Origin of the sequence: Alistipes dispar, assembly GCF_006542685.1 — a bacterium.
Lineage (GTDB): Bacteria > Bacteroidota > Bacteroidia > Bacteroidales > Rikenellaceae > Alistipes > Alistipes dispar.
In genome coordinates this window covers 1,224,654-1,243,855 of sequence record NZ_AP019736.1, presented here as the reverse complement: position 1 = coordinate 1,243,855, position 19,202 = coordinate 1,224,654, and the positions used below count along the sequence as shown (strand labels likewise).

The window sequence follows — 19,202 nt, the reverse complement described above, 5'->3', positions numbered from 1 at the left end:
TATGGTGCTGCGGCGCGGGTCTCTGCGGTGCGGATTCCGGCGGTTGTCCCGGCCGGGGCGTGTGCGCCGGAGAGGGAATCGGCGGGAAACGCGGCGTCTTCCGGATATGCCGTCCGCGCATCCATCAGGCGAAGATGCGTTTGAGGGTGATGCGGATGGTCGTGCCCTTTCCGATTTCGGATTCGGTCACGGCGATCTTACCTTGGTGGTACTCCTCGACGATCCGGCGCGAGAGCGACAGCCCGAGGCCCCAGCCGCGGGTCTTGGTCGTGAAGCCCGGTTCGAAGATGCGCTTCCAGTTGCTCTTGGGGATTCCCTTGCCGGTGTCTTTGACGTCGATCATCACGTGCTGTTCGTCCGAGGAGATGCGCACGGCGATCGCTCCGTGGCCTTGCAGGGCGTCGAGCGAGTTCTTCATCAGGTTCTCCACGACCCACTCGAACAGCGCGGCGTTGATGTTGGCCTGCACGGGGGCGATGGCCAGCCCGTTGTAGTCCAGCGTGACGTTGCGGGGGATGCGCTTGCGGAAATACATGACCGATTCGCCCACGACTTCGTTGATGTTGGCCGGGGTGAGCGGGGTTTCGGACCCGATCTTCGAGAAGCGGTCCACGATCTTCATCAGGTGCGTGAGGTCCTTCTGCATTTCGTCCACGGCCGACTGGTCCACGGGCTGCGCGCGCAGGTATTCGATCCATCCGAGCAGCGACGAGGTGGGCGTGCCCAACTGGTGGGCGGTCTCCTTGGCCAGGCCGATCCAGACGCGGTTCTGCTCGTCGTGCTTCGACGAACGGAAGGCGATGAACCCCAGCGCGATGAAGGCCGTGATGACGAGTATCTGGACGTAGGGGAAGTAGTAGAGCGACTTGAGCAGCGCCGACTTGCCGTAGAAGATGATGTGGTAGTGCTGCGCCGACCAGAGCACCTTGACCGGGATGGGGGTGTTCTCCTCGGTGAAGCGGTCGATCTGTTCGCGCAGTCGGTCCGGGTGCTCGATGATCCGGTCGGGGATGAGGTGCGAGTGCACCACCCGGAGGTTCTCGTCGGTGATGATGAACGGGATGTTGTTGCCGTTGGACATGATGTCGCGCAGCAGCGGATCCTGGAAGGTGCTGCCGCCCAGCACGTCGCGGTTGATGCGTTCCATGGCGTGAGCCCATAGCGCCACGTCGTGCTGCTCCTTCTCCCTGAGCCGCCGCGCCATGTCGTTGGTGTAGAGCAGCGACATGGCCCCCAGCGAGATGCCGACGACGATCACCACCACGCGGTTGCGGAACGAGAGCAGATTGGTGCACCACTTTTTCATCGCGACGTCTTTTTCGGGGTCATTTGCGCCGGGTGTCCTGCTCGCGGGTGATGCGCGCGTATTCCGCGGAGTCGCGCAGCACGGCGACGGCCTCGGTCACCTCCCGGTCGCCGGGCAGCGCGTGCTCGATCACCCCGGCCGTGTAGCCGTGGCGTAGCACGATGTCGTTGTTGATGGCATCGACGACCTGTTCGCGGTAGGTTTCGAGGTTGGTCCGCGTGTCGTCCTTCAGCTCGGCCTCCACCCGCTCGAAACGCTCCTTCAGCTCGGCGAAGCGGTCGTCCTCGGCGGCCTTTTTCAGCGCCTTGAGCGCCCGCCGCGTGTCCGACTCGTAGGGAACCTCCTTGTTCTGCATGAACTCGACGAAGTCGGCGTAGTCGGCGTCCGTGATCGAGAAGGTGCGCAGGTCGATCCGCTGCCCCGGGTGGCGGCGCGTGTAGTCGTCGCCGAAATCCTCGATGAAGCCCAGCGCGTAGAGCGTCGCGGCGAAGCGCGAGATGTACTCCGGTTCGGTGGCGATGTCGGGCATGATGCCGCCGCCGTCGTAAACCTTGCGGCCCGCACGGGTCGTGAACTCCGAAACGAGCGAGTCGGGAACGACGCGCACCGAGCCCTCCTGCGAGTGCGAGTAGTCGATGGCCTGGATGCAGCGGCCCGAGGGAATGTAGTATTTGGCCGTGGTGAGCTTGAGCATCGTGTTGTAACCCAGCGGGCGGGTGGTTTGCACGAGCCCCTTGCCGAAGCTCCGCTGGCCGATGAGCACCGCGCGGTCGAGGTCCTGCAACGCGCCGGCCACGATTTCCGAGGCCGACGCCGTGTTGCCGTTCACCAGCACCGCCAGCGGCAGGTCCGGGAGGATCGGCTCCGACTCGGTGCGGTAGTCCTGCCGTTCGTTGCGGCCTTTGGTCGTGACGACCGCCGTGCCTTTGGGGACGAACATCGAGAGAATCTTCACGGCCTCCTGCATGATGCCGCCGCCGTTGGAGCGGTAGTCGAGTATGAGGCCCTTCAGCCCGCCCTCGGCGCGGAGCCGCTCGACGGCCGCGCGCATCTCCTCGTAGCATCCTTCGGTGAAGTCGCTGTGGCGGATGTAGCCGATGCCGTCGGCCGCCCAGCCGGCGTAGGGTACGCCGGGAATGGCGATCCGCTCGCGGCGCAGCGTCACCGTCTGCCGCGTGCTGTCGAGGTGCAGGACCGTCACCTTCACCCGGCTGCCCGGCTCGCCCTTCAGGCGCGAGGAGACCTCCTCGGTCGTGAAGCCCCGGGCGTCCCTGCCGTCGATTTCGAGAATCCGGTCGCCGATCCTGAGTCCCGCGCGGTCCGACGGAGTGCCCTGGTAGGGCTGGGCGATGACCACCCAGTCGCCCTTCTTGCGGATGAGCGCCCCCACGCCGCCGTATTTGCCCGTGGTGAGCAGCTCGAAATCGGACATGCCCTCCTCGGAAATATACTCCGTGTAGGGGTCCAGGTCGCTGACCATGCCCGCCGCGGCCCCCTCCATCAGACGGTCGGGGTCGATCGGATCCACGTACCCGAGCGACAGCTCGCGCATCATATTGACCGTGATCTCCATGTTGCGGCCCAGCCCGAAGTCGTTGTGCGACGCATGGATCGTCGCGCCCGCCACGGCGGCCAGCCCGGCCGCGAGGGCCAGGATGCGGTATTTTCTACTCTTTGTCATATCGTGCCATGCGTATGTGCGAATCGAGGCGGTAGATGACCCGGGCCACGCCCCGGCGGATACCCTCCAGCTCGATCCACTGTCCGTATTGCGAAACCTTTATTTCGTCCTCGCCCAGCAGCAGGAGCCTGTGCAGCGGTCCCTTGGCCCGGAAGAACAGTGCGTCGTCCTCTTCGCGGCGCAGCTCGAAGCCGGCCGAACGGAAGGCGTTCACGATCTGTTCGCGGTGCTCCTCCACGTCGCCCTCGACCCGCCGGACGATGAATCCGAACCGCGGATAGAAGGCCGCGAGCAGGACGATGACGGCGGGCAGCAGAAGTCCCCGCGGGGTGTGGAATATGACGTAGAGCGTCTCTTCGAGAGAGAGCGAGGCCATGCCCGTCGTGAGGTTCAGCGCCATGATCGCCATACAGAGAACGCAGAGGGCGGCGAAATATTTCAGCGAGCGGATCAAATAACGTTTCATAAGTTCGAAATTTTGCGTGTCGTGTATTCTGTCGGATGCCCTGCCGGGAGCGGCGGCCGTTTCCGGTGCGGGCGGTCATTCGCTTTCGGGTCCCATCGCACGGATCGCTTCCGCGACCCGCTGCATGAGCCATTTGGGGGTCGAGGTGGCGCCGCAGATGCCCACCGACCGCACTCCCTCGAACCATGCCGGGTCCAGCTCCGCGGGCTCCTCGATGTTGCGGCAGCGGGGGTTGGCCCGGCGGCACACCTCGTAGAGGACCTTGCCGTTCGAGGATTTGCGGCCGCAGACGAACACGACGGCGTCGAAACGCGCCGCGAACTGCGCCAGGTGCGCCTCGCGGCCCGAGACCTGCCGGCAGATCGTGTCGTCGAGGCGCACCTGCGCCGGATCGGCCGCCCGGCGGCGCATTTCGGCGCCGAGCTCTTCGAACAGGGCGATGCTCTGCGTGGTCTGCGAAAGGAAATGTATCGGCCGTGCGAAGTCGATCTGCGCGAGGTCTTCGGCGCGCTCGATGACGACGGTCGGCTCGGCGACCTGTCCGGTCAGCCCCACGACCTCGGCGTGGCCCCGCTTGCCGAGGATCACCACCTGTCCGCCGACGGCGCGCATCGCCTCGTGTGCCTGCTTGACCCGCCGTTGCAGCCGTGCGACCACGGGACAGGTGGCGTCGATGATCCCGATACCCAGCCTGCGTGCCGCGGCGTAGGTCGTCGGCGGCTCGCCGTGGGCGCGGATGAAGAGACGGCAGCCGGCCAGCCGCGGCATGTCGGCGTGGGTCACGGTCCGCAGCCCCAGCGCTTCGAGCCGCTGCACCTCGATCCGGTTGTGGACGATGTCGCCCAGCGAATAGACCGTGCCGCCTTCGCCGAGGGCCCGTTCGGCCTCGGTGATCGCCCGGACCACGCCGAAGCAGAATCCCGATTTGTCGTCGATCTCTATGTGCACCGGCTCCATGCGGCGTCGTTATTCCGCGATTCTCCTTTCGAACAGCTCCATGAACCACGCCATCTGTTCCTCGACGCTCATGCGGCTGTTGTCCAGCACGACGGCGTCCGGCGCCTGCCGCAGGGGCGACACGGCGCGGCTCATGTCGGCCCTGTCCCGTTCGCGGACATTGCGTTCGATCTCCTCGAGCGACACGTCGTCGCCCTTGGCGCGCAGCTCGTCGTAGCGACGCCGCGCCCGCACGGCGGGGTCGGCCGTCATGAAGATCTTCAGTTCGGCGTCGGGGAAGACCACCGTGCCGATGTCGCGGCCGTCCATCACCACGCCGCGGCGGCGTCCCATCTCCTGCTGCATGGCCACGAGCTTGCGGCGCACCTCGGGAATGGCGCTCACGCGGCTCACGCAGTTCGAGACCTCGATGGTGCGGATCTTCCCTTCGGCCAGGTCGCCGTTCACGTAGATGTCGCTGGCTCCCCGTTCGGGGTTGAAGCGGAAGGTGATGGCGGTTTCGCCGAGCAGCTTCACCACGGCCTCCTCGTCCACGATACCCGAGCGGATCGCGCCGTGTTCGAGCGCATGGAGCGTCACGGCGCGGTACATGGCGCCCGTGTCGATGAAGATATAGCCCAGCCGTGCGGCGATGGCCTTGGCGAAGGTGCTCTTGCCGCACGACGAGAAGCCGTCGATGGCGATTATGATTCTGTGCTGTTTAGTGTCCGACATTGGGGAAGATGGCGTAGAAGGTGGATAATATGGTGTAAATGCCTAAGATGCCGATGATGAGGCCCGCGACGTGGTTGATCGTGAGCATGTGCCGCGGACGGAACCGGCGGCGGAACAGGCTGATGACGCACGCCAGCAGGGTCCACCATGCCGTGGCGCCGCCGAGGAATCCGGCGATGACGAACACCGAGCGCACGAAGCCGCTGAATCCCGAGCCGGTCACGTCGCCGCTCGAGATCTTGAAGACGGCGAAGAAGGCCAGGATGTAGGGGATGACCATGATGAAGTTGGCGATCGTCAGTCCGAAGATCGAGGCGAAATCCTGCCAGAGCGAGGTTTTGCCCGCCCGGTTGCGGCGAATCTGCGGCACGGGGTTCTGGGCGAAGATGAAGACGCCGACGATGACGACGAAGATGCCGCCGATGACGCGCAGCAGCGTGTTGTACTGTTCGATCTGCGTCTGGAGCATCGAATAGAAGAACAGTGCGGCCATGGCCATGAAGGTGTCGGCGCACGCCACGCCGATACCCGAGACGATGCCCGACCGGCGGCTTTTCGAGAGTGTGCGCTGAATGCAGAGCACGGCCACGGGGCCGACCGTGATCGACGCCGCCACCCCCACGCAGATACCGCGGAAGAGATCGTTCAGGATTCCGAATGTCATTTTCTCGGCTTACCGGGTTTTTAGGGAACAAAGATAATACAACCCGTGCGCAGAAACAAATTTATTTGCCCCGCCCCGGGCTGCCGCCGGATGCGGAAATGCGGGCCGGAGGGCGTCGGCGCGGCTTTTCGGGGAACGGTTCCCGGATTCGTCCGCGATATTGCGGATTTCGTCCGATGCGGGCGTTCTGTTGATAAAATGTCGAAATTTTGGCCGCGGGGCCGCATACCGGAGCCCGAAAGCCCCTATTTTTGTATGGCAAAGACGAAACGCTTATGGCAGAGACGACACAATTCGGAATCGACCTCCAGCTGGACGAAGCCGTGGCCCAGGGCCACTATTCGAATCTGGCGATCATATCGCACTCCACATCGGAGTTCATCATCGACTTCGCGGCGGTCCTGCCCGGCGTGCAGAAGGCGCGCGTCAAGAGCCGCATCATCCTCACGCCCGAACACGCCAAACGGCTGCTGCGCTCGTTGCAGGAGAACATCGTGCGCTACGAGAGCAGCGTGGGCAAGATCGAGATTCCGACGCCGGCCGGGACGCCCGACGCGGGGCCCAAGATGGGGCAGGCCTGACGGGCCGTCCGGGGCGGCAAGCTCCGCGTCCTCTTTCCGGCGGAAGAGCGCCCTCCCGACTTCTTCTGCCGTAGCGTCCTCGGGAACCGCCCGTTTCCGGCTGTCGGGCAGGTGACGCCGGTATGGCCTTGGAGTCGTAGAGTGCATCCTGCGTCGGCCGTCCTTCCGGCACGGCGGCGCGCTGTCATGGCCGAGCGCTCCGGCTGGGATAGAGGCGGTCGCGTCCGGATCCGAAAGGGGGAGCCCGCGGCATCGGGGGCGTTGTCGTTATTGTTCGCACGATTTTCTGCGAAATGATTGCGGATGTCACGGTTTTTTCTGAACTTTACGATGGCGTTGTGCATGCGCTGATTCGTAATTTAATGGTCCGATTGCTGTTATTTGGTGAATGTCAGGGATATGCGTGTATTTTTCATCGGCAGGCATTGGTGCTTTGATTCGACCGGCGGGTTTTCGGACGGGTTCCGAGCGGATGAAAGGTCTTTGAGTTTAAAATTTCCGAATATCTGAATTGAAAAAACGAGTCTTTTCGATTGGGGCGCGGCTCCTGTTGCCGTGCGGAACGGGCGCTTGTCCCCAAGTTGGCGAATACGGCGGAGTGATCGAGGGCAGCGCGAACGCGGGGCGGTCGGACCGGACGCGGTTCGACGTCCTGACGGACCCGTTTCTCCGTCTCGAGGCGGCGATCGGCGGCCGTTTTCTGCCGGACGGAGAACCCGCGGCCGATTCTCAATGAACAAACGCTATGATCCGGATTCTGCTGCTCGTCGATTGCGCGAACGATTTCGACCGCAACCTGCTTCGGGGGATCGTGCGCTATTCGCGCGAGAACGGTCCGTGGCTCTTTTACCGGTTGCCCTCCTATTACAGGAGCATCGAAAACGGCGAGCGGAGCATCCTCGAGTGGGCCAAGGCGTGGAAGGCCGACGCCATCATCGGCCAGTGGAACGACGACGCGATGGATCTGCTCAAGGAGCTGAACATTCCGGTCGTCCTGCAGAACTACCGCCACCGCAGTACGACCTATTCGAATCTGACCGGCGACTACGAGGGCACGGGCCTGATGGCGGCCCGTTTCTTTGCCGAGCGCCTGTTCCGTAACTTCGCCTTTTTCGGCGTCAAGGGGGTCGTCTGGTCGGACGAACGTTGCAAGGGGTACCGCGGCGAGGTGGAGCGCATCGGCGGGACGTTCCATGCCTTCGAGACCGGAAAGGACAGCGAGAAAAACCGCGAGGTGTTGGGCCGCTGGCTGCGCGAACTGCCCAAACCCGTGGCGTTGTTCTGCTGCGACGATGCCCATGCACTCATTATCTCGGAGATATGCAAAATGGAGAACATCCCCATTCCGGAGGATGTCTCGCTGCTGGGCGTGGACAACGACGAGCTGATCTGCAACATCTCCGATCCGCCGATCTCGTCGATCGAGCTGGAGGTCGAGAAGGGCGGTTATGCTGTCGGGAAGCTGCTCCATAGGCAGATCCGCAAGGAGTTCGTGGGGCCCTTCAACGTGGTGATCAACCCGATCCGCATCGAACTGCGCCAATCGACCGAGAAACACAATATCGAAGATCCCTACGTGCTGCGGATCGTCAAATACATCGAGCGGCATATCGCGGCCGATCTGACGATCGATGCGATCATCGGGCAGATTCCGCTTTCGCGGCGCAACATCGAACTCAAGTTCAAGCGCGTCATGAACACCTCCATATACCAGTATGTGCTGAAGTGCCGCGTGAAGCGTTTTGCCAACCTGCTGCTGACGACCGATCTCCCGCTGGCCGAGATTGCCGGCGAGGCGGGTTTCCGCGACTGCAACAACATTTCGCGGATTTTCAAGAAGTTTATGGGTTGCTCGCCGATCGAATACCGTCAGCGGCGTTCGGCCGGCAAATAGTGCGTTTTTCGAAACACGCTTTTCGTTTTTCGACGACCGATCCGTGGCGGTGCCCCGTATCTTTGTACTACGGGGTGCGAAGCTCCGGCGGATCATTATGCGCGACATGAAATTTTTATCGGGTATCCTGCTGTTGGGGGCTTTGCTGACGGGCTGTCGGGATGCCCGGGACCGAACAGCGGAGCTCGGGCGGGAATTGCGGCCCTTTACCGAACCTCCCGAAATCTATCGGGAGGAGTATGGAACCTATCGTTCTCCGCTGCTTTTCTACAACGGCGACAGCGTAAGGACGGCTGCCGATTGGGTTCGCCGCCGTGCGGAGATCCGCACCCGCTGGGATTCGCTTCTGGGCGCCTGGCCGCCGGTGATTGCGGGACAGCGCTTCGAATATGCCGATACGCTTCCGGGTGAGGATTTCGACCGTTATCGCGTCCGGTTCCGCTGGCTGCCTTCGGAAACGACCGAAGGATACCTGCTCGTCCCGCACCGCAAAGGTCGCAAACCCGCCGTCATCACCCTTTTCTACGAACCGGAGACAGCCGTCGGCCTGGGCGGCAAACCGAATCGGGATTTTGCGCTCCGCCTTGCCGAACGGGGCTTTGTCGCCCTTTCGCTCGGGACGACGCAAACCACCCGTACGAAGACCTATTCGCTTTACTATCCCTCGGTCGATAGCGCGACGTTGCAGCCCTTGTCGGCGTTGGCATACGCCGCTGCGAATGCCTGGGAGGCGCTGGCCGGGTTTCCCGAGGTCGATTCCACGCGCATCGGCGTCATGGGCCACTCCTACGGTGGCAAGTGGGCGATGTTCGCCTCGTGCCTGTGGGAGAAGTTCGCCTGTGCGGTCTGGGGCGATCCGGGCGTGGTCTTCGACGAGACGAAAGGGGGGTATGTCAATTATTGGGAGCCCTGGTATCTGGGCTACTATCCGCCGCCCTGGGAGCATACTTGGGACGAGCAGGGTGCCGTGAAGGCCCGCGGCGCATATCCCTCGCTGCGCCGCGACGGGCACGATCTGCATGAGCTGCACGCCCTGATGGCGCCCCGGCCTTTCCTCGTGTCGGGAGGCTGTTCGGACGGTTCCGAACGCTGGACGGCACTCAATCATGCGGTGGCCGTAAACCGCCTGCTCGGATACGAAGGGCGTGTCGCCATGACGAATCGGCCGCTGCACGATCCCGATTCGCTGTCGAACGCCTTGGCCTATGCCTTTTTCGAGTTTTGGTTACATCCTGAGACGGTGAACAGGTGAAAAAGGGCGGGTTTTTCGTTTTTTGAATATCGGTTTGCGTTTTTTTCTGCGTAAAATGCCGTTTTTGCTGCCTAATTTTGTTTGGATAAAATCCGTAGGGCGCATCTTTTTCGGGTGCGGCCCCTGCGGAGAATCCGATGAGCGAACCTTAAAAAAATAGCCTTATGAACTCGTGCTGACGGTTCTCATGTCCGGTTTTCCGCCGGTGTCCGGAGACCGGAACATCCGCAATGAAGCGCTTTCAATCAACCTATCAACCTAATTCTATGAATCTATGAAGGACAATTATTCGAAACGAGAACGCGTTTCCCGGATGCGGCATTTCGTCGCATGCGTATTGATGTTGTTCGGAGCCGGTCTGTCAACCGCTTTCGCACAGTCGTACATTTCGGGAACCGTTACCGACGCTCAGGGGAATCCGCTCGTGGGTGTCAATGTGATCGTCAAGGGGACCACCGTGGGCACGATGACCACGAGCGACGGATCGTATCGTCTGGATACCCCCCCCCGGGCTGATGTGCTGATTTTCTCGTACTTGGGTATGAAAGGCCAGGAGCTGGCGATAAACGGCCGTACGGAAATCAATGTCGTGATGCAGGAGGATGCGGCCCGTATGGACGAGGTCGTGGTGGTCGGTTACGGTACGCAGAAGAAGGTGCATCTGACCGGATCCATTGCGGCGGTTTCCGACGATGAAATCAAGAAATCGACCGTCAGCACCATTTCGCAGGCCCTGGTCGGAAAGCTCCCGGGACTGATTACGCAGCAGGCGACCGGCGCTCCCGGATCCGACGGCGTAACGATGCTCGTGCGCGGCTATACCTCCTACAACGGCTCGAGCCCGCTGGTGCTGGTGGACGGAGTCGAGCGTCAGATGGGTACGGTCGATCCGAACGACGTGGAGACCGTAACGATTCTCAAGGATGCTTCGGCAAGCGCCGTCTATGGAATGAAGGCTGCCGCCGGCGTCATCCTTATCACGACCAAGCGCGGTCATCAGGGCGCCATGTCGATCAACTACCGCGGCAACGTAACGCTCTCGCAGATGACGACCATGCCCGATTTCATGAACGGCACGCAGTACATGGAGTACTATAATGCCGGTCTTGCCCTCGACAAGCTGGGCGGCGACGACGTGCCCGACTACCAGTTCACCCCCGAGGAGATCGCCATGACCTACAACGGCGATCCGTCGGACGGTTATGAGAATACGGACTGGATGTCGCCGATGCGCCGTCTGACGCTCATGCACCAGCACAACCTTTCGGTGAGCGGCGGTAGCGAGAAGGCCCGTTATTTCGTCAGCGGCGGTTTCCGCAACCAGGAAGGCATCATCAAGGGACATGAGGATTCGCGCGGCAACCTCCGCTCGAACGTGGACCTGACGCCGCACGACAACCTGCGCGTACAGCTCAACGTGGCGGCATCCTTGCAGGATTACTACCAGCCCGGAGCCTATTCGTATGCCAACCAGGAAGGTTACAACATCTTCCATCAGATGATGTACTCTATACCGTTCGTTCCGAAATGGCTGGAGAAGGACGGAACCGTTTATCCTGTCTCGGGATATCGTGCTTCGTGGTCCGCCGCCAGCCCCGAATACGGTTCGGCCCACTCCGGCTTCAGCAAGTCGCGCAACCTCCGTCTGGAGACTTCGGCCAACGTCGAGTATTCGGTTCCTTTCGTGAAGGGTCTGAAACTGGGCATGTTCACCAGTTGGGACTACCATTACTATACGGGTCGTACCTTCTCGCACTCCTACGAAGTGCTGGCCTATACGTTCCAGCGCGGTTCGGGCATCGGAGCCGATCCTCTGAGCAAGTATTCGCTCGTAAATGCGGCCAATCTGACTCCGGACGGCAACCTCTACGTGGCCCATTCGAACGACCAGCGCGTGGTGCTGCGTCCGCAGATCTCCTATGCGAACAAGTTCGGCAAGCACGATGTGGGAGCCCTGTTCCTCTACGAGCAGACGACTTATACCTCGGAATCGATGAACGCCGGCCGCCGCGATTTCCCCGTGTTCGATCTTCCGGAGCTCAATTTCGGTGATCCGACGACCGCCACGAATGCCTCTTCGTCCGGAAAGTCGGCCTTTGCCGGTTTCGTGGGACGTCTGAATTATGCATACGATGACAAATACCTCATCGAGGCCTCGTTCCGTTACGACGGTTCGTACCTCTTCCACAAGGACCATCGCTGGGGTTTCTTCCCCTCGGTATCCGTGGGTTGGGTGATGTCGCAGGAGGATTTCTTCCAGTCTGCACTCCCGAAAATCGAATACTTCAAGCTGCGCGGTTCGATCGGTACGCTGGGTAACGACAACGTAACGGCATTCCTTTACCGCAAACAGTTTGCCTACAATGCCAGCAGCGTGGCCTTCGGAAGCACGCCTGCCTCGCAGGGTACGCTCTCCAACTCGGTGGCCTTCCCCTTTGAGGATCTGACCTGGGAGCGGACGCGTACCTACGATATCGGCTTCGAGATGAGCGCCTGGAACGGCCTGTTGGGCGTGGAGTTCGACTACTTCTATAAGTACACCTTCAACATCCTGCAGTCGATCGGCGGCATCTATCCTCCTTCGCTGGGCGGCCACTATCCGGCCTATATCAACGACGGTACTTTCGACAACCGCGGTTTTGAGTTGGTGCTCCGCCACCGCAACCGTATCGGCAAGTTCAGCTACGGCGTCACGGGCAACCTCACCTTCGCCCGCAACCGCATTCTGAGCAAGCAGCAGGCCGACAATACGCTGCCGTGGAAGAACGTGCTCGGGTCGTCGCTCGGAGCTCTTTGGGGCCTGAAGTCCGACGGCCTCTATCAGACCGAGGAGGAGCTGGCCAATGCGCCGAAACCGATCGGCGTGCAGCCCCGTCTGGGTGATATCAAATATGTCGATATCAACGGCGACGGATCCATTACGGCCGACGACTATGTACGGATTGCCCGCAGCCGTATGCCGGAGATGATGTTCTCGCTGTCGCTCGATGCCGACTACAAGGGTTTCGACCTCTCCGTGCAGTTGCAGGGAGCCGCTCTTTGCGACCGTATGCTCCAGGCTACCTGGAACAACGGCGTGGCGGACCAGACCCCGCTGACCGTTCCCTGGTACGGCAATTACGACAATGCACCGCTCTATCTGGTCGAGGGAGCCTGGCGTCCGGACAACACGAATGCGGAGTATCCGCGTCTGTCGGTAACCAAGTCGTCGGCGGGCAACAACGCCCAGGTCTCCGACTTCTGGAAACGCAATGGAGCCTACCTGCGTCTGAAGAATGTCGTGTTGGGTTATACCTTTCCCAAGCGTTGGATGAACCGCATCGGCATCGACAACCTTCGTATCTATTTCAGCGGCAACAACCTGCTTACGGCAACCGAGTTCCGATGGATCGACCCCGAAAGCGCGAACGTTCCGACGGGTTACTACCCGCAGCAGCGTACCTTCACCTTCGGTGTGGATCTCTCATTCTAAATCTACGAACGATATGAACAAGATCAGAAAATATACGGCGGGACTTCTTTCGGTCCTCTGTCTTTCGGCGGCGTCGTGCGATGTGCTCGACGTGGAGCCGACGGGAAGCTACAGCGAAACTACGGCTTATTCGTCCCTGAGTAACCTGGACCTGTATGTCAAATACTTCTACGGCGTGCTTTATGCCAATGCCGATATAGCCTGCGGCAGTTCGTGTCTGATGGACGACGGCGCGACCGATCTGGTGAAATACTCTTGGTACGGCGTATCGGCCGGTGCGATGAACAGGTTTTTCTATCAGCCCAATTACGTCACCGAGCAGAGCAACTTCCGCTCCAACTGGTCTGCTATGTACACCTGGATCAGCAAGCTCAACGAATATCTGGAGGACCTGAACAAAGGGCTTATCAGGCTCGATCCCGACCAGGTGAAGATCCGTACGGCCGAGGTCCGTTTTCTGCGTGCGTTCGCTTATCAGGAACTGGTGATCCGTCACGGCGGGGTGATCCTGCGCAACAGCGACACGGCCGTTGACGGGCCCGATGAGCGCGCCAAGGCCCGCTCGACCGAGGAGGAGTGCTGGGATTTCATCATCGGTGAATACCGGAAGGCCGAGGCCGATCTTCCGGCAAGTTGGGAGGCTGCGGAAGCCGGGCGTCTGACCAAAGGCGCCGCCTGGGGTATGATCGCCCGCGCGTCGCTCTATGCGGAGCGTTGGGGCGATGCCGTCACGGCCTGCGACGAGGTGCTGAAATTGGGCTACGACCTGCTTCCCGGCAAGACTGCGGCCGATTACTACAAGATCTTCTCGACGCCTAACAACCAGGAACTGATTATCCCGGTCTATTTCCAGTCGGGCATCAGCATGAAGCAGCACAATTTCAACACCTATTTCTGCCCTCCGTACGACGGTCAGCCCTATGGCGCCGCCGACAAGGTGGGTGCATCGGCCACGCCGACCGACGAGTACGCCTCGTCGTTCGACATCAGGGTAGGCGGCAGCTACGAGGCCTTCGATTGGGATAACCTTTCGAAATACGGCAATAAGCCCTTCGACAACCGCGAGCCGCGCTTCTATGCGTCGATTCTCTATAACGATGCCACCTGGATCGGCCGCAAGCTCGAACTCTATGCCGGAGGCAAGGACAATTACATGGACTTCTCCATCACCGGACAGGACAACGTGCACAAATCGACGACCGGTTACATTTTCCGCAAATTCATGGACGACAGCGGCAAGGTGAACTTCACGAACATTCTTTCCGGAACCTACTGGACCGAGATGCGCCTGGCCGAGATCTATCTGATCCGTTCGGAAGCCTATGCGCGCCAGAACCAGTTCGGACCGGCGTACGAAGACCTCAGAACGATTCGCGATCGCGTGGGGCTTCCCGTACTGGCGCAGAAGGGCAACTGGCAGGATTACCTGCATGATCTGGCCAAGGAGCGTATCTGCGAGCTGGGGCTCGAAGGCCACCGCTTCTTCGACCTGGTGCGCTGGGGCATTGCCGTCGAGACGCTCAACAACAAGCGTCTGCATGGTGTGAAGATTACCAGGACGGGCGACGGCTTCAGCTACGAGCGCGTGGAGTGCGACACGCAGGATCGTCTCTTCTCCGAGAAATATACGATCTTCCCGATTCCCTACACCGAGCTGCAGAACAATACGTTGTGCGAGCAGAACGAGATCTGGAAATAATTTGACAAATCATTCAACACGCGATAATTATGAAAATGCGACATTTGATTACCGGACTGTTCGTATCGGCGCTGGTCCTCGGGGCCTGCGAGGATCCGGATGAATTGGTGATGTCCGGCAGTGAAAATATGCAGACCCTTACCGTCAAGGGCCGTCTCGTCTCGGACGAAAACGTCGAATACGATGCCGTCGTGGACGAAGCGGCAGGAATCATTACCGTGCAGGTTCCCTATTACATTTCCGACACGGAGGCCGTCCAGGGCGATCTGACGGCCATGAAGGTCCGTGGGTCGCTTCCCTACGGCACCCGTTTCGAGCCGGGCCTTTCGGGGATTCACGATCTGGCTGCGGGTATCGAGCGCACGCTGGTGTCCGATGTGGACGGATCGAGCAGGCACTACACGATCAATGCGGCTTATGTGAAGTCGGATCAGGCCTTCGCTACGCGGGTTTCGTTAGCCGATATGCCCAATGCCGTCGTCTCGATCGAGGAACCTGAGACGGAAGACGGGACCGGATCTATTACCGTGTACAAGACCTCCTCTTCGATCGACGGAGCGCTGAAGGCGGCAACGGTCACCGTATCGCCCTGGGCGACGATCGAATGCCGGGCCATGAACGGGGACGGCACGATCGACCTGTCTGAATTCCCTGACATCGTGGTGGTTTCGCAGGACGGGTCCGTTCGCAAGACCTACAAGACCGCAGTCGATCTTCCGTCGTTCGTGCCTTCGGGCAAGGCGGGATATATTGCCAGCCTGTTCGGTTTCCAGATTCTGGAGAACAACGAATACGGATTCGAAGCGGTGAACAACCGTACGCTGGCCGTTGTCGGCGACTACCTGATCGTCGGCAACAGCGGCGATGCGTCGAAGATGGTTGTCATGAACCGCTTTACGGGCAAGCCGACGGGACTGAGCGTCAATGCGACGGGCATATCGAGGTCGATCCACGCCATCACGAGCGATTCTGCCGGTCATCTGGTGGCTGTCGCCTATACGAACTCATCGACTTTGCCCGACTTCGAGGTGTGGGTATGGAAAAACGGCATCGGGGACGCTCCGACCCTGATTTTCTCGAAGAGCCTGCCGTCCGATCCCTATTTTGCTCCGCTGCGCAGTGCCAATCCGGGTACGACGACCTACGATATCGGCCGTATGGTCGATGTGATCGGCGACGTGACCTCGGGCGAAGCCATAATCGGTACCTCTTGCATCCAGAAGATCCGTTCGGTCTTCATTCCGCTCGCCGATGGCGTCGCTTCGACCGCGACGGCCGTCGTGGAGTTCCGCTCCAACAGCCTCGCCTCGATGTGGTACACGACCAAGCCGGTGCTCTTCTCGATGGGCGACGACAACCTGTCGCCGGGGTATGTTTACGGATCGGGCAACGAGCGGCGTACGGTAACCTATGTTCCCGCGAACGGAATATCCGCTACGCAGTTCACGGTGCCGACGACGCACTTCTGGCTGACGGACAAGATCACGGGTGTCGATTGCATCGACTTCAACGGCATGCGGCTTATCGGCATTCAGAACTGCCATAAGGATAATGCCAGCGGTATCAAGTCTGCCCGACTCTATGTCGCCGATATTGCGGATCCTGCCGCCGGAGCCCTTATTTCGGGATTTCTCTTCGATTCGCGCGAGGGCAATCTTACGACCGGAACGGCCGATATTCCCGGGACGGGCTACTCTCCCACGGGCATGACCTCCTCCTATCCGTTCGTTTCGGGCGATGTCGTGCTGGGCGCGAACGGAAACGGCACGGGCGACGTGGCCTTCGGAGCCAGCGAGGACGGTAATGCCGTGCAGGCCTACATGCTGACGACCGATAACGGTATTCTGGCTTACGAAATCACGCGATATGACATTTGACGTCTGAACCGGCTGCCGGAAGGCTCTCCGCAAGGGGGCCTTCCGGTCGGTTCTTCCGATCCCCGGCATCGAGATCGAGGGTTATCCGCGTCTTGCGTCGGTCGGCGGAGTCGGGAGCCGCCGCGATTCCGGTACGCCGGCACGGTTCTATGCGCGGGAGGAGATTCGCGATATCGTCGCCTATGCCGCGGCACGCCTCGGTCCGGACGCAGCCCGAAGTGAAGGACTATGAGGATTGCATGCGGCGTATGGATTCCGTGTCCGCGCTTTCCGAGCGGCAGGGCATCCGCTGTTTCGATCCGCGCGATCCGGCCCGCCGTCCCGAACCCGCGGGCCCCGGGATCGTCGGGCGCCGTCCGCAAAAGATGGATTTCCGCGATTGATTTCCCTGTAACGACGAATCACATGAAACATGTACTTTCCACTCTGTGTGTGCTCCTCTTTCCGCTCTTGGCGCAGGCCGGCGGTGCGGATGTCGTCATCGAGAATGCCGCTGTGCGGCTCGTGATCGGTGCCGACGGCGCGGCCCGCAGCCTGATCCACAAATCCACGGGCGAGGAGTGCCTCGCCGCGGAGATGCGGACCCCGATCTGCGCGATTACGCAGTACCGGCCCTATGATAACGAGAATTTTCTGATCTATCCGGCCAAACCGCGCGTTTTTCCGGCCTGTCGGGTCGAACGGCGCGGCGACCGGCTCTATGTCGGGTTCGAGGATACCTATGACATCGCCGTCATCCGGCTCGACATCGAGGACGACTACATCGGCTTTTCGCTCGAGCGCGTCGATTACCGCATCGAGGCCTACGGCGTCAAGCGCCAGACCGAGATCGACGAATTCGCGCTCCTGCAACTGCCCCTGCGTCCGCGGGCGCACTTCGGCGAGTGGCTCAACGTAGTCTGGGACGACCGGGTGGCCGTCAATCTGCTGGGGACCCATCCCGGGACGCGTATCGACGCCTTCCCGACGGCGGAGGCGACGACCCTCTATGCGGGTCTCGACGCGCAGGTGGGATTGTTCGGTCCGGGGGCGGCGCTCGTCGTCTCCTCGCGCGAGGGGCTGCTTCCGGCCATCGGACAGATAGAGCGGGATTACGACCTGCCGCGGGGTGTCGAGAGCCGCCGTGACGGGTCCTACCGCTGCTCGTACTATTCGTTGCGCGGCGTGACGCCCGAAAACATCGACGCCCATATCGAATACGCCCGTCGGGGCGGATTCCGCACGATGATGGTCTATTACGTCGATTTCGCCCGCTCGTGCGGCCACTACGGCTGGCGCGAGGAGTACCCGGGCGGTATGGAAGACCTGCGTTACGTCACCGACCGCATCCGTGCCGCAGGCATGATTCCGGGTCTGCATTTCCATTATTCGAAGGTGGGGGTGAACGACCCCTACATCAACGGCGGACATCCCGATACGCGGATGAACTCCGTCTGTGAACTGGTCCTCGCCGAGCCGGCAGGTGTCGCCGACACGGTGCTCGTCGTCGAGGGCAACACGCAGGGGCTGCGCCGGGAGGAAGGCCGCCGGCTGCTGCATCTGGGCGACGAACTGATCTCCTACGCGGACTGCACGACCCGTCCGCCCTATATGCTGACGGGATGCCGGCGGGGGCTGCACAACTCGCAGCCCGCCGCACATGCCGCCGGAAGCCGTGCCCGGCTGCTCGATGTGGACGACTGGCCGTTGTTCGTGCGGATCGACCAGAATACGGGCATCCAGCGCGAGATCGCCGGACGCCTGGGGCGCATCTATGCCGAGGCGGGTTTCCGCTTCGTCTATTTCGACGGGGCCGAGGATGTCCCGATGCCTTATTGGTACAATGTTTCGCGGTCGCAGTCGGTCGTCTATGATGCACTGCGGCCTGCGCCGCTTTTCGCCGAAGGAGCGCTCAAGTCGCATTTTGGATGGCATATTCTTTCGCGCGGCAATGCCTTCGACATCTTCCCTCCGGAGTATATCCGTCCGGCGATGAAGAAATATACGCTGCGCTGCGCTGCCCGCAACGCCGAGGACTTCACGGCGGTCGATTTCGGATGGGTGAACTACCTGGCTCCGGGCGGCGCGACGATCGGCATGCAGCCCGACATGTACGAATATATCTACTGCAAGGCGCTGGCCTGGGATGCTCCCGTGTCGCTCGTGGGCAATCTGGAGGAGCTGCGCCGGCATCCCCGTACGGAGGACAACCTGCGGGTCATGGAGCGCTGGGAGCGAGCCAAGCTTGCGGATGTCTTCACGCCCGAACAGAAGGAGCGGCTCAAGGATCCCGACCGGGAGTTTTTCCTTTTCGAGGATTCGCAGGGACGCTTCGAGCTCTATCCCTGCCGGCAGCTTACGCCCGACGACGAGTCGGGCGTGCGGGCCTTCCTCTTTCGGCGCGGTACGAAGAGCTGCATCCTCTATTGGCATACCTCGGGTGAGGATCAGTTGCGGCTGACGCTTCCCGCATCGCGACCGACGCTGACCGATGACCGGGGGCGGCGCATCGCCTTCCGCCGCGAAGGACGACTCTGCCTGTTGCCTGCCGCCGGACGGGCCGTTCTCGAACTGGATCTTCCCGAGGAGGAGGCTGAACGGCTCTTCCTCGGGGCCGTACGGAAAATAAACCGTCCGATCGAACCCCAAAAATGACGATA

15 protein-coding genes are annotated in these 19,202 nt (G+C 61.2%); 9 read left to right on the top strand and 6 right to left on the bottom strand.

All coding sequences use genetic code 11. The features are described 5' to 3' along the window. Positions 1-124: 124 nt before the first annotated feature. The 6 genes from FME97_RS05405 to FME97_RS05380 all read right to left on the bottom strand — a co-directional run bounded on the left by FME97_RS05405 (position 125) and on the right by FME97_RS05380 (position 5,788). Positions 125-1,306: a sensor histidine kinase gene (locus FME97_RS05405; RefSeq protein ID WP_141428237.1), complete on the bottom strand. Its 1,182-nt coding sequence runs from the start codon at positions 1,304-1,306 to the stop codon at positions 125-127. Positions 1,307-1,325: 19 nt separating this feature from the next. Then, positions 1,326-2,987 (bottom strand): S41 family peptidase, encoded by a 1,662-nt coding sequence (locus FME97_RS05400; protein ID WP_141428236.1) that lies wholly within the window; start codon positions 2,985-2,987, stop codon positions 1,326-1,328. Beyond that, positions 2,974-3,453, bottom strand: a complete 480-nt coding sequence (locus tag FME97_RS05395; RefSeq protein WP_141428235.1) for a hypothetical protein — start codon at positions 3,451-3,453, stop codon at positions 2,974-2,976. Before FME97_RS05395 ends, FME97_RS05400 begins: the two co-directional genes overlap by 14 nt. A 75-nt stretch (positions 3,454-3,528) precedes the next feature. After that, positions 3,529-4,401, bottom strand: coding sequence for a 4-hydroxy-3-methylbut-2-enyl diphosphate reductase (locus FME97_RS05390; protein ID WP_179954837.1), 873 nt, complete (start codon positions 4,399-4,401; stop codon positions 3,529-3,531). 18 nt (positions 4,402-4,419) lie between these two features. After that, entirely contained in the window at positions 4,420-5,124 is a 705-nt protein-coding gene (gene cmk / locus FME97_RS05385) for a (d)CMP kinase (RefSeq protein ID WP_141428233.1), read from the bottom strand. Further along, positions 5,111-5,788 (bottom strand): LysE family translocator, encoded by a 678-nt coding sequence (locus FME97_RS05380; protein ID WP_141428232.1) that lies wholly within the window; start codon positions 5,786-5,788, stop codon positions 5,111-5,113. The genes cmk and FME97_RS05380 overlap by 14 nt, the downstream gene beginning before the upstream one ends. A 275-nt stretch (positions 5,789-6,063) precedes the next feature. Between FME97_RS05380 and FME97_RS05375 the strand changes: the two genes are divergently transcribed. The 9 genes from FME97_RS05375 to FME97_RS05335 all read left to right on the top strand — a co-directional run bounded on the left by FME97_RS05375 (position 6,064) and on the right by FME97_RS05335 (position 19,197). Further along, positions 6,064-6,369, top strand: coding sequence for a DUF3467 domain-containing protein (locus FME97_RS05375; RefSeq protein ID WP_141428231.1), 306 nt, complete (start codon positions 6,064-6,066; stop codon positions 6,367-6,369). Positions 6,370-7,114: 745 nt separating this feature from the next. Continuing rightward, complete coding sequence (locus FME97_RS05370) at positions 7,115-8,263, top strand: AraC family transcriptional regulator (protein WP_141428230.1); 1,149 nt, start codon at positions 7,115-7,117, stop codon at positions 8,261-8,263. A gap of 97 nt (positions 8,264-8,360) precedes the next feature. Further along, positions 8,361-9,515 carry a prolyl oligopeptidase family serine peptidase gene (locus tag FME97_RS05365; protein ID WP_141428229.1) on the top strand — a complete coding sequence of 385 codons (1,155 nt, stop codon included), beginning with the start codon at positions 8,361-8,363 and terminating at the stop codon, positions 9,513-9,515. A 274-nt stretch (positions 9,516-9,789) separates the two neighbouring features. Continuing rightward, positions 9,790-12,987, top strand: coding sequence for a SusC/RagA family TonB-linked outer membrane protein (locus tag FME97_RS05360; protein WP_141428228.1), 3,198 nt, complete (start codon positions 9,790-9,792; stop codon positions 12,985-12,987). 13 nt (positions 12,988-13,000) lie between these two features. Continuing rightward, positions 13,001-14,686 carry a RagB/SusD family nutrient uptake outer membrane protein gene (locus FME97_RS05355; RefSeq protein ID WP_141428227.1) on the top strand — a complete coding sequence of 562 codons (1,686 nt, stop codon included), beginning with the start codon at positions 13,001-13,003 and terminating at the stop codon, positions 14,684-14,686. Positions 14,687-14,715: 29 nt separating this feature from the next. Beyond that, positions 14,716-16,563, top strand: coding sequence for a DUF5018 domain-containing protein (locus tag FME97_RS05350; protein ID WP_141428226.1), 1,848 nt, complete (start codon positions 14,716-14,718; stop codon positions 16,561-16,563). A 58-nt stretch (positions 16,564-16,621) separates the two neighbouring features. Then, positions 16,622-16,795, top strand: a complete 174-nt coding sequence (locus FME97_RS12710) for a family 20 glycosylhydrolase (protein ID WP_141429953.1) — start codon at positions 16,622-16,624, stop codon at positions 16,793-16,795. Then, complete coding sequence (locus FME97_RS05340; protein ID WP_141428225.1) at positions 16,746-16,946, top strand: hypothetical protein; 201 nt, start codon at positions 16,746-16,748, stop codon at positions 16,944-16,946. The genes FME97_RS12710 and FME97_RS05340 overlap by 50 nt, the downstream gene beginning before the upstream one ends. A gap of 22 nt (positions 16,947-16,968) precedes the next feature. Next, the gene (locus tag FME97_RS05335) at positions 16,969-19,197 is read left to right on the top strand and encodes an alpha-amylase family protein (protein WP_141428224.1); all 2,229 of its coding nucleotides are present in this window, start codon (positions 16,969-16,971) and stop codon (positions 19,195-19,197) included. Positions 19,198-19,202: the final 5 nt, after the last annotated feature.

Excerpts from the sequence above, each read along its gene's own strand:
- FME97_RS05380 (WP_141428232.1), bottom strand. The coding sequence starts at position 5,788 with ATGACATTCGGAATCCTGAACGATCTCTTCCGCGGTATCTGCGTGGGG.
- FME97_RS05335 (WP_141428224.1), top strand. The coding sequence starts at position 16,969 with ATGAAACATGTACTTTCCACTCTGTGTGTGCTCCTCTTTCCGCTCTTG.
- cmk (WP_141428233.1), bottom strand. The coding sequence starts at position 5,124 with ATGTCGGACACTAAACAGCACAGAATCATAATCGCCATCGACGGCTTC.
- FME97_RS05355 (WP_141428227.1), top strand. The coding sequence starts at position 13,001 with ATGAACAAGATCAGAAAATATACGGCGGGACTTCTTTCGGTCCTCTGT.
- FME97_RS05360 (WP_141428228.1), top strand. The coding sequence starts at position 9,790 with ATGAAGGACAATTATTCGAAACGAGAACGCGTTTCCCGGATGCGGCAT.
- FME97_RS05400 (WP_141428236.1), bottom strand. The coding sequence starts at position 2,987 with ATGACAAAGAGTAGAAAATACCGCATCCTGGCCCTCGCGGCCGGGCTG.
- FME97_RS05340 (WP_141428225.1), top strand. The coding sequence starts at position 16,746 with ATGCCGCGGCACGCCTCGGTCCGGACGCAGCCCGAAGTGAAGGACTAT.
- FME97_RS05405 (WP_141428237.1), bottom strand. The coding sequence starts at position 1,306 with ATGAAAAAGTGGTGCACCAATCTGCTCTCGTTCCGCAACCGCGTGGTG.
- FME97_RS05365 (WP_141428229.1), top strand. The coding sequence starts at position 8,361 with ATGCGCGACATGAAATTTTTATCGGGTATCCTGCTGTTGGGGGCTTTG.
- FME97_RS05350 (WP_141428226.1), top strand. The coding sequence starts at position 14,716 with ATGAAAATGCGACATTTGATTACCGGACTGTTCGTATCGGCGCTGGTC.
- FME97_RS05375 (WP_141428231.1), top strand. The coding sequence starts at position 6,064 with ATGGCAGAGACGACACAATTCGGAATCGACCTCCAGCTGGACGAAGCC.
- FME97_RS05370 (WP_141428230.1), top strand. The coding sequence starts at position 7,115 with ATGATCCGGATTCTGCTGCTCGTCGATTGCGCGAACGATTTCGACCGC.
- FME97_RS05395 (WP_141428235.1), bottom strand. The coding sequence starts at position 3,453 with ATGAAACGTTATTTGATCCGCTCGCTGAAATATTTCGCCGCCCTCTGC.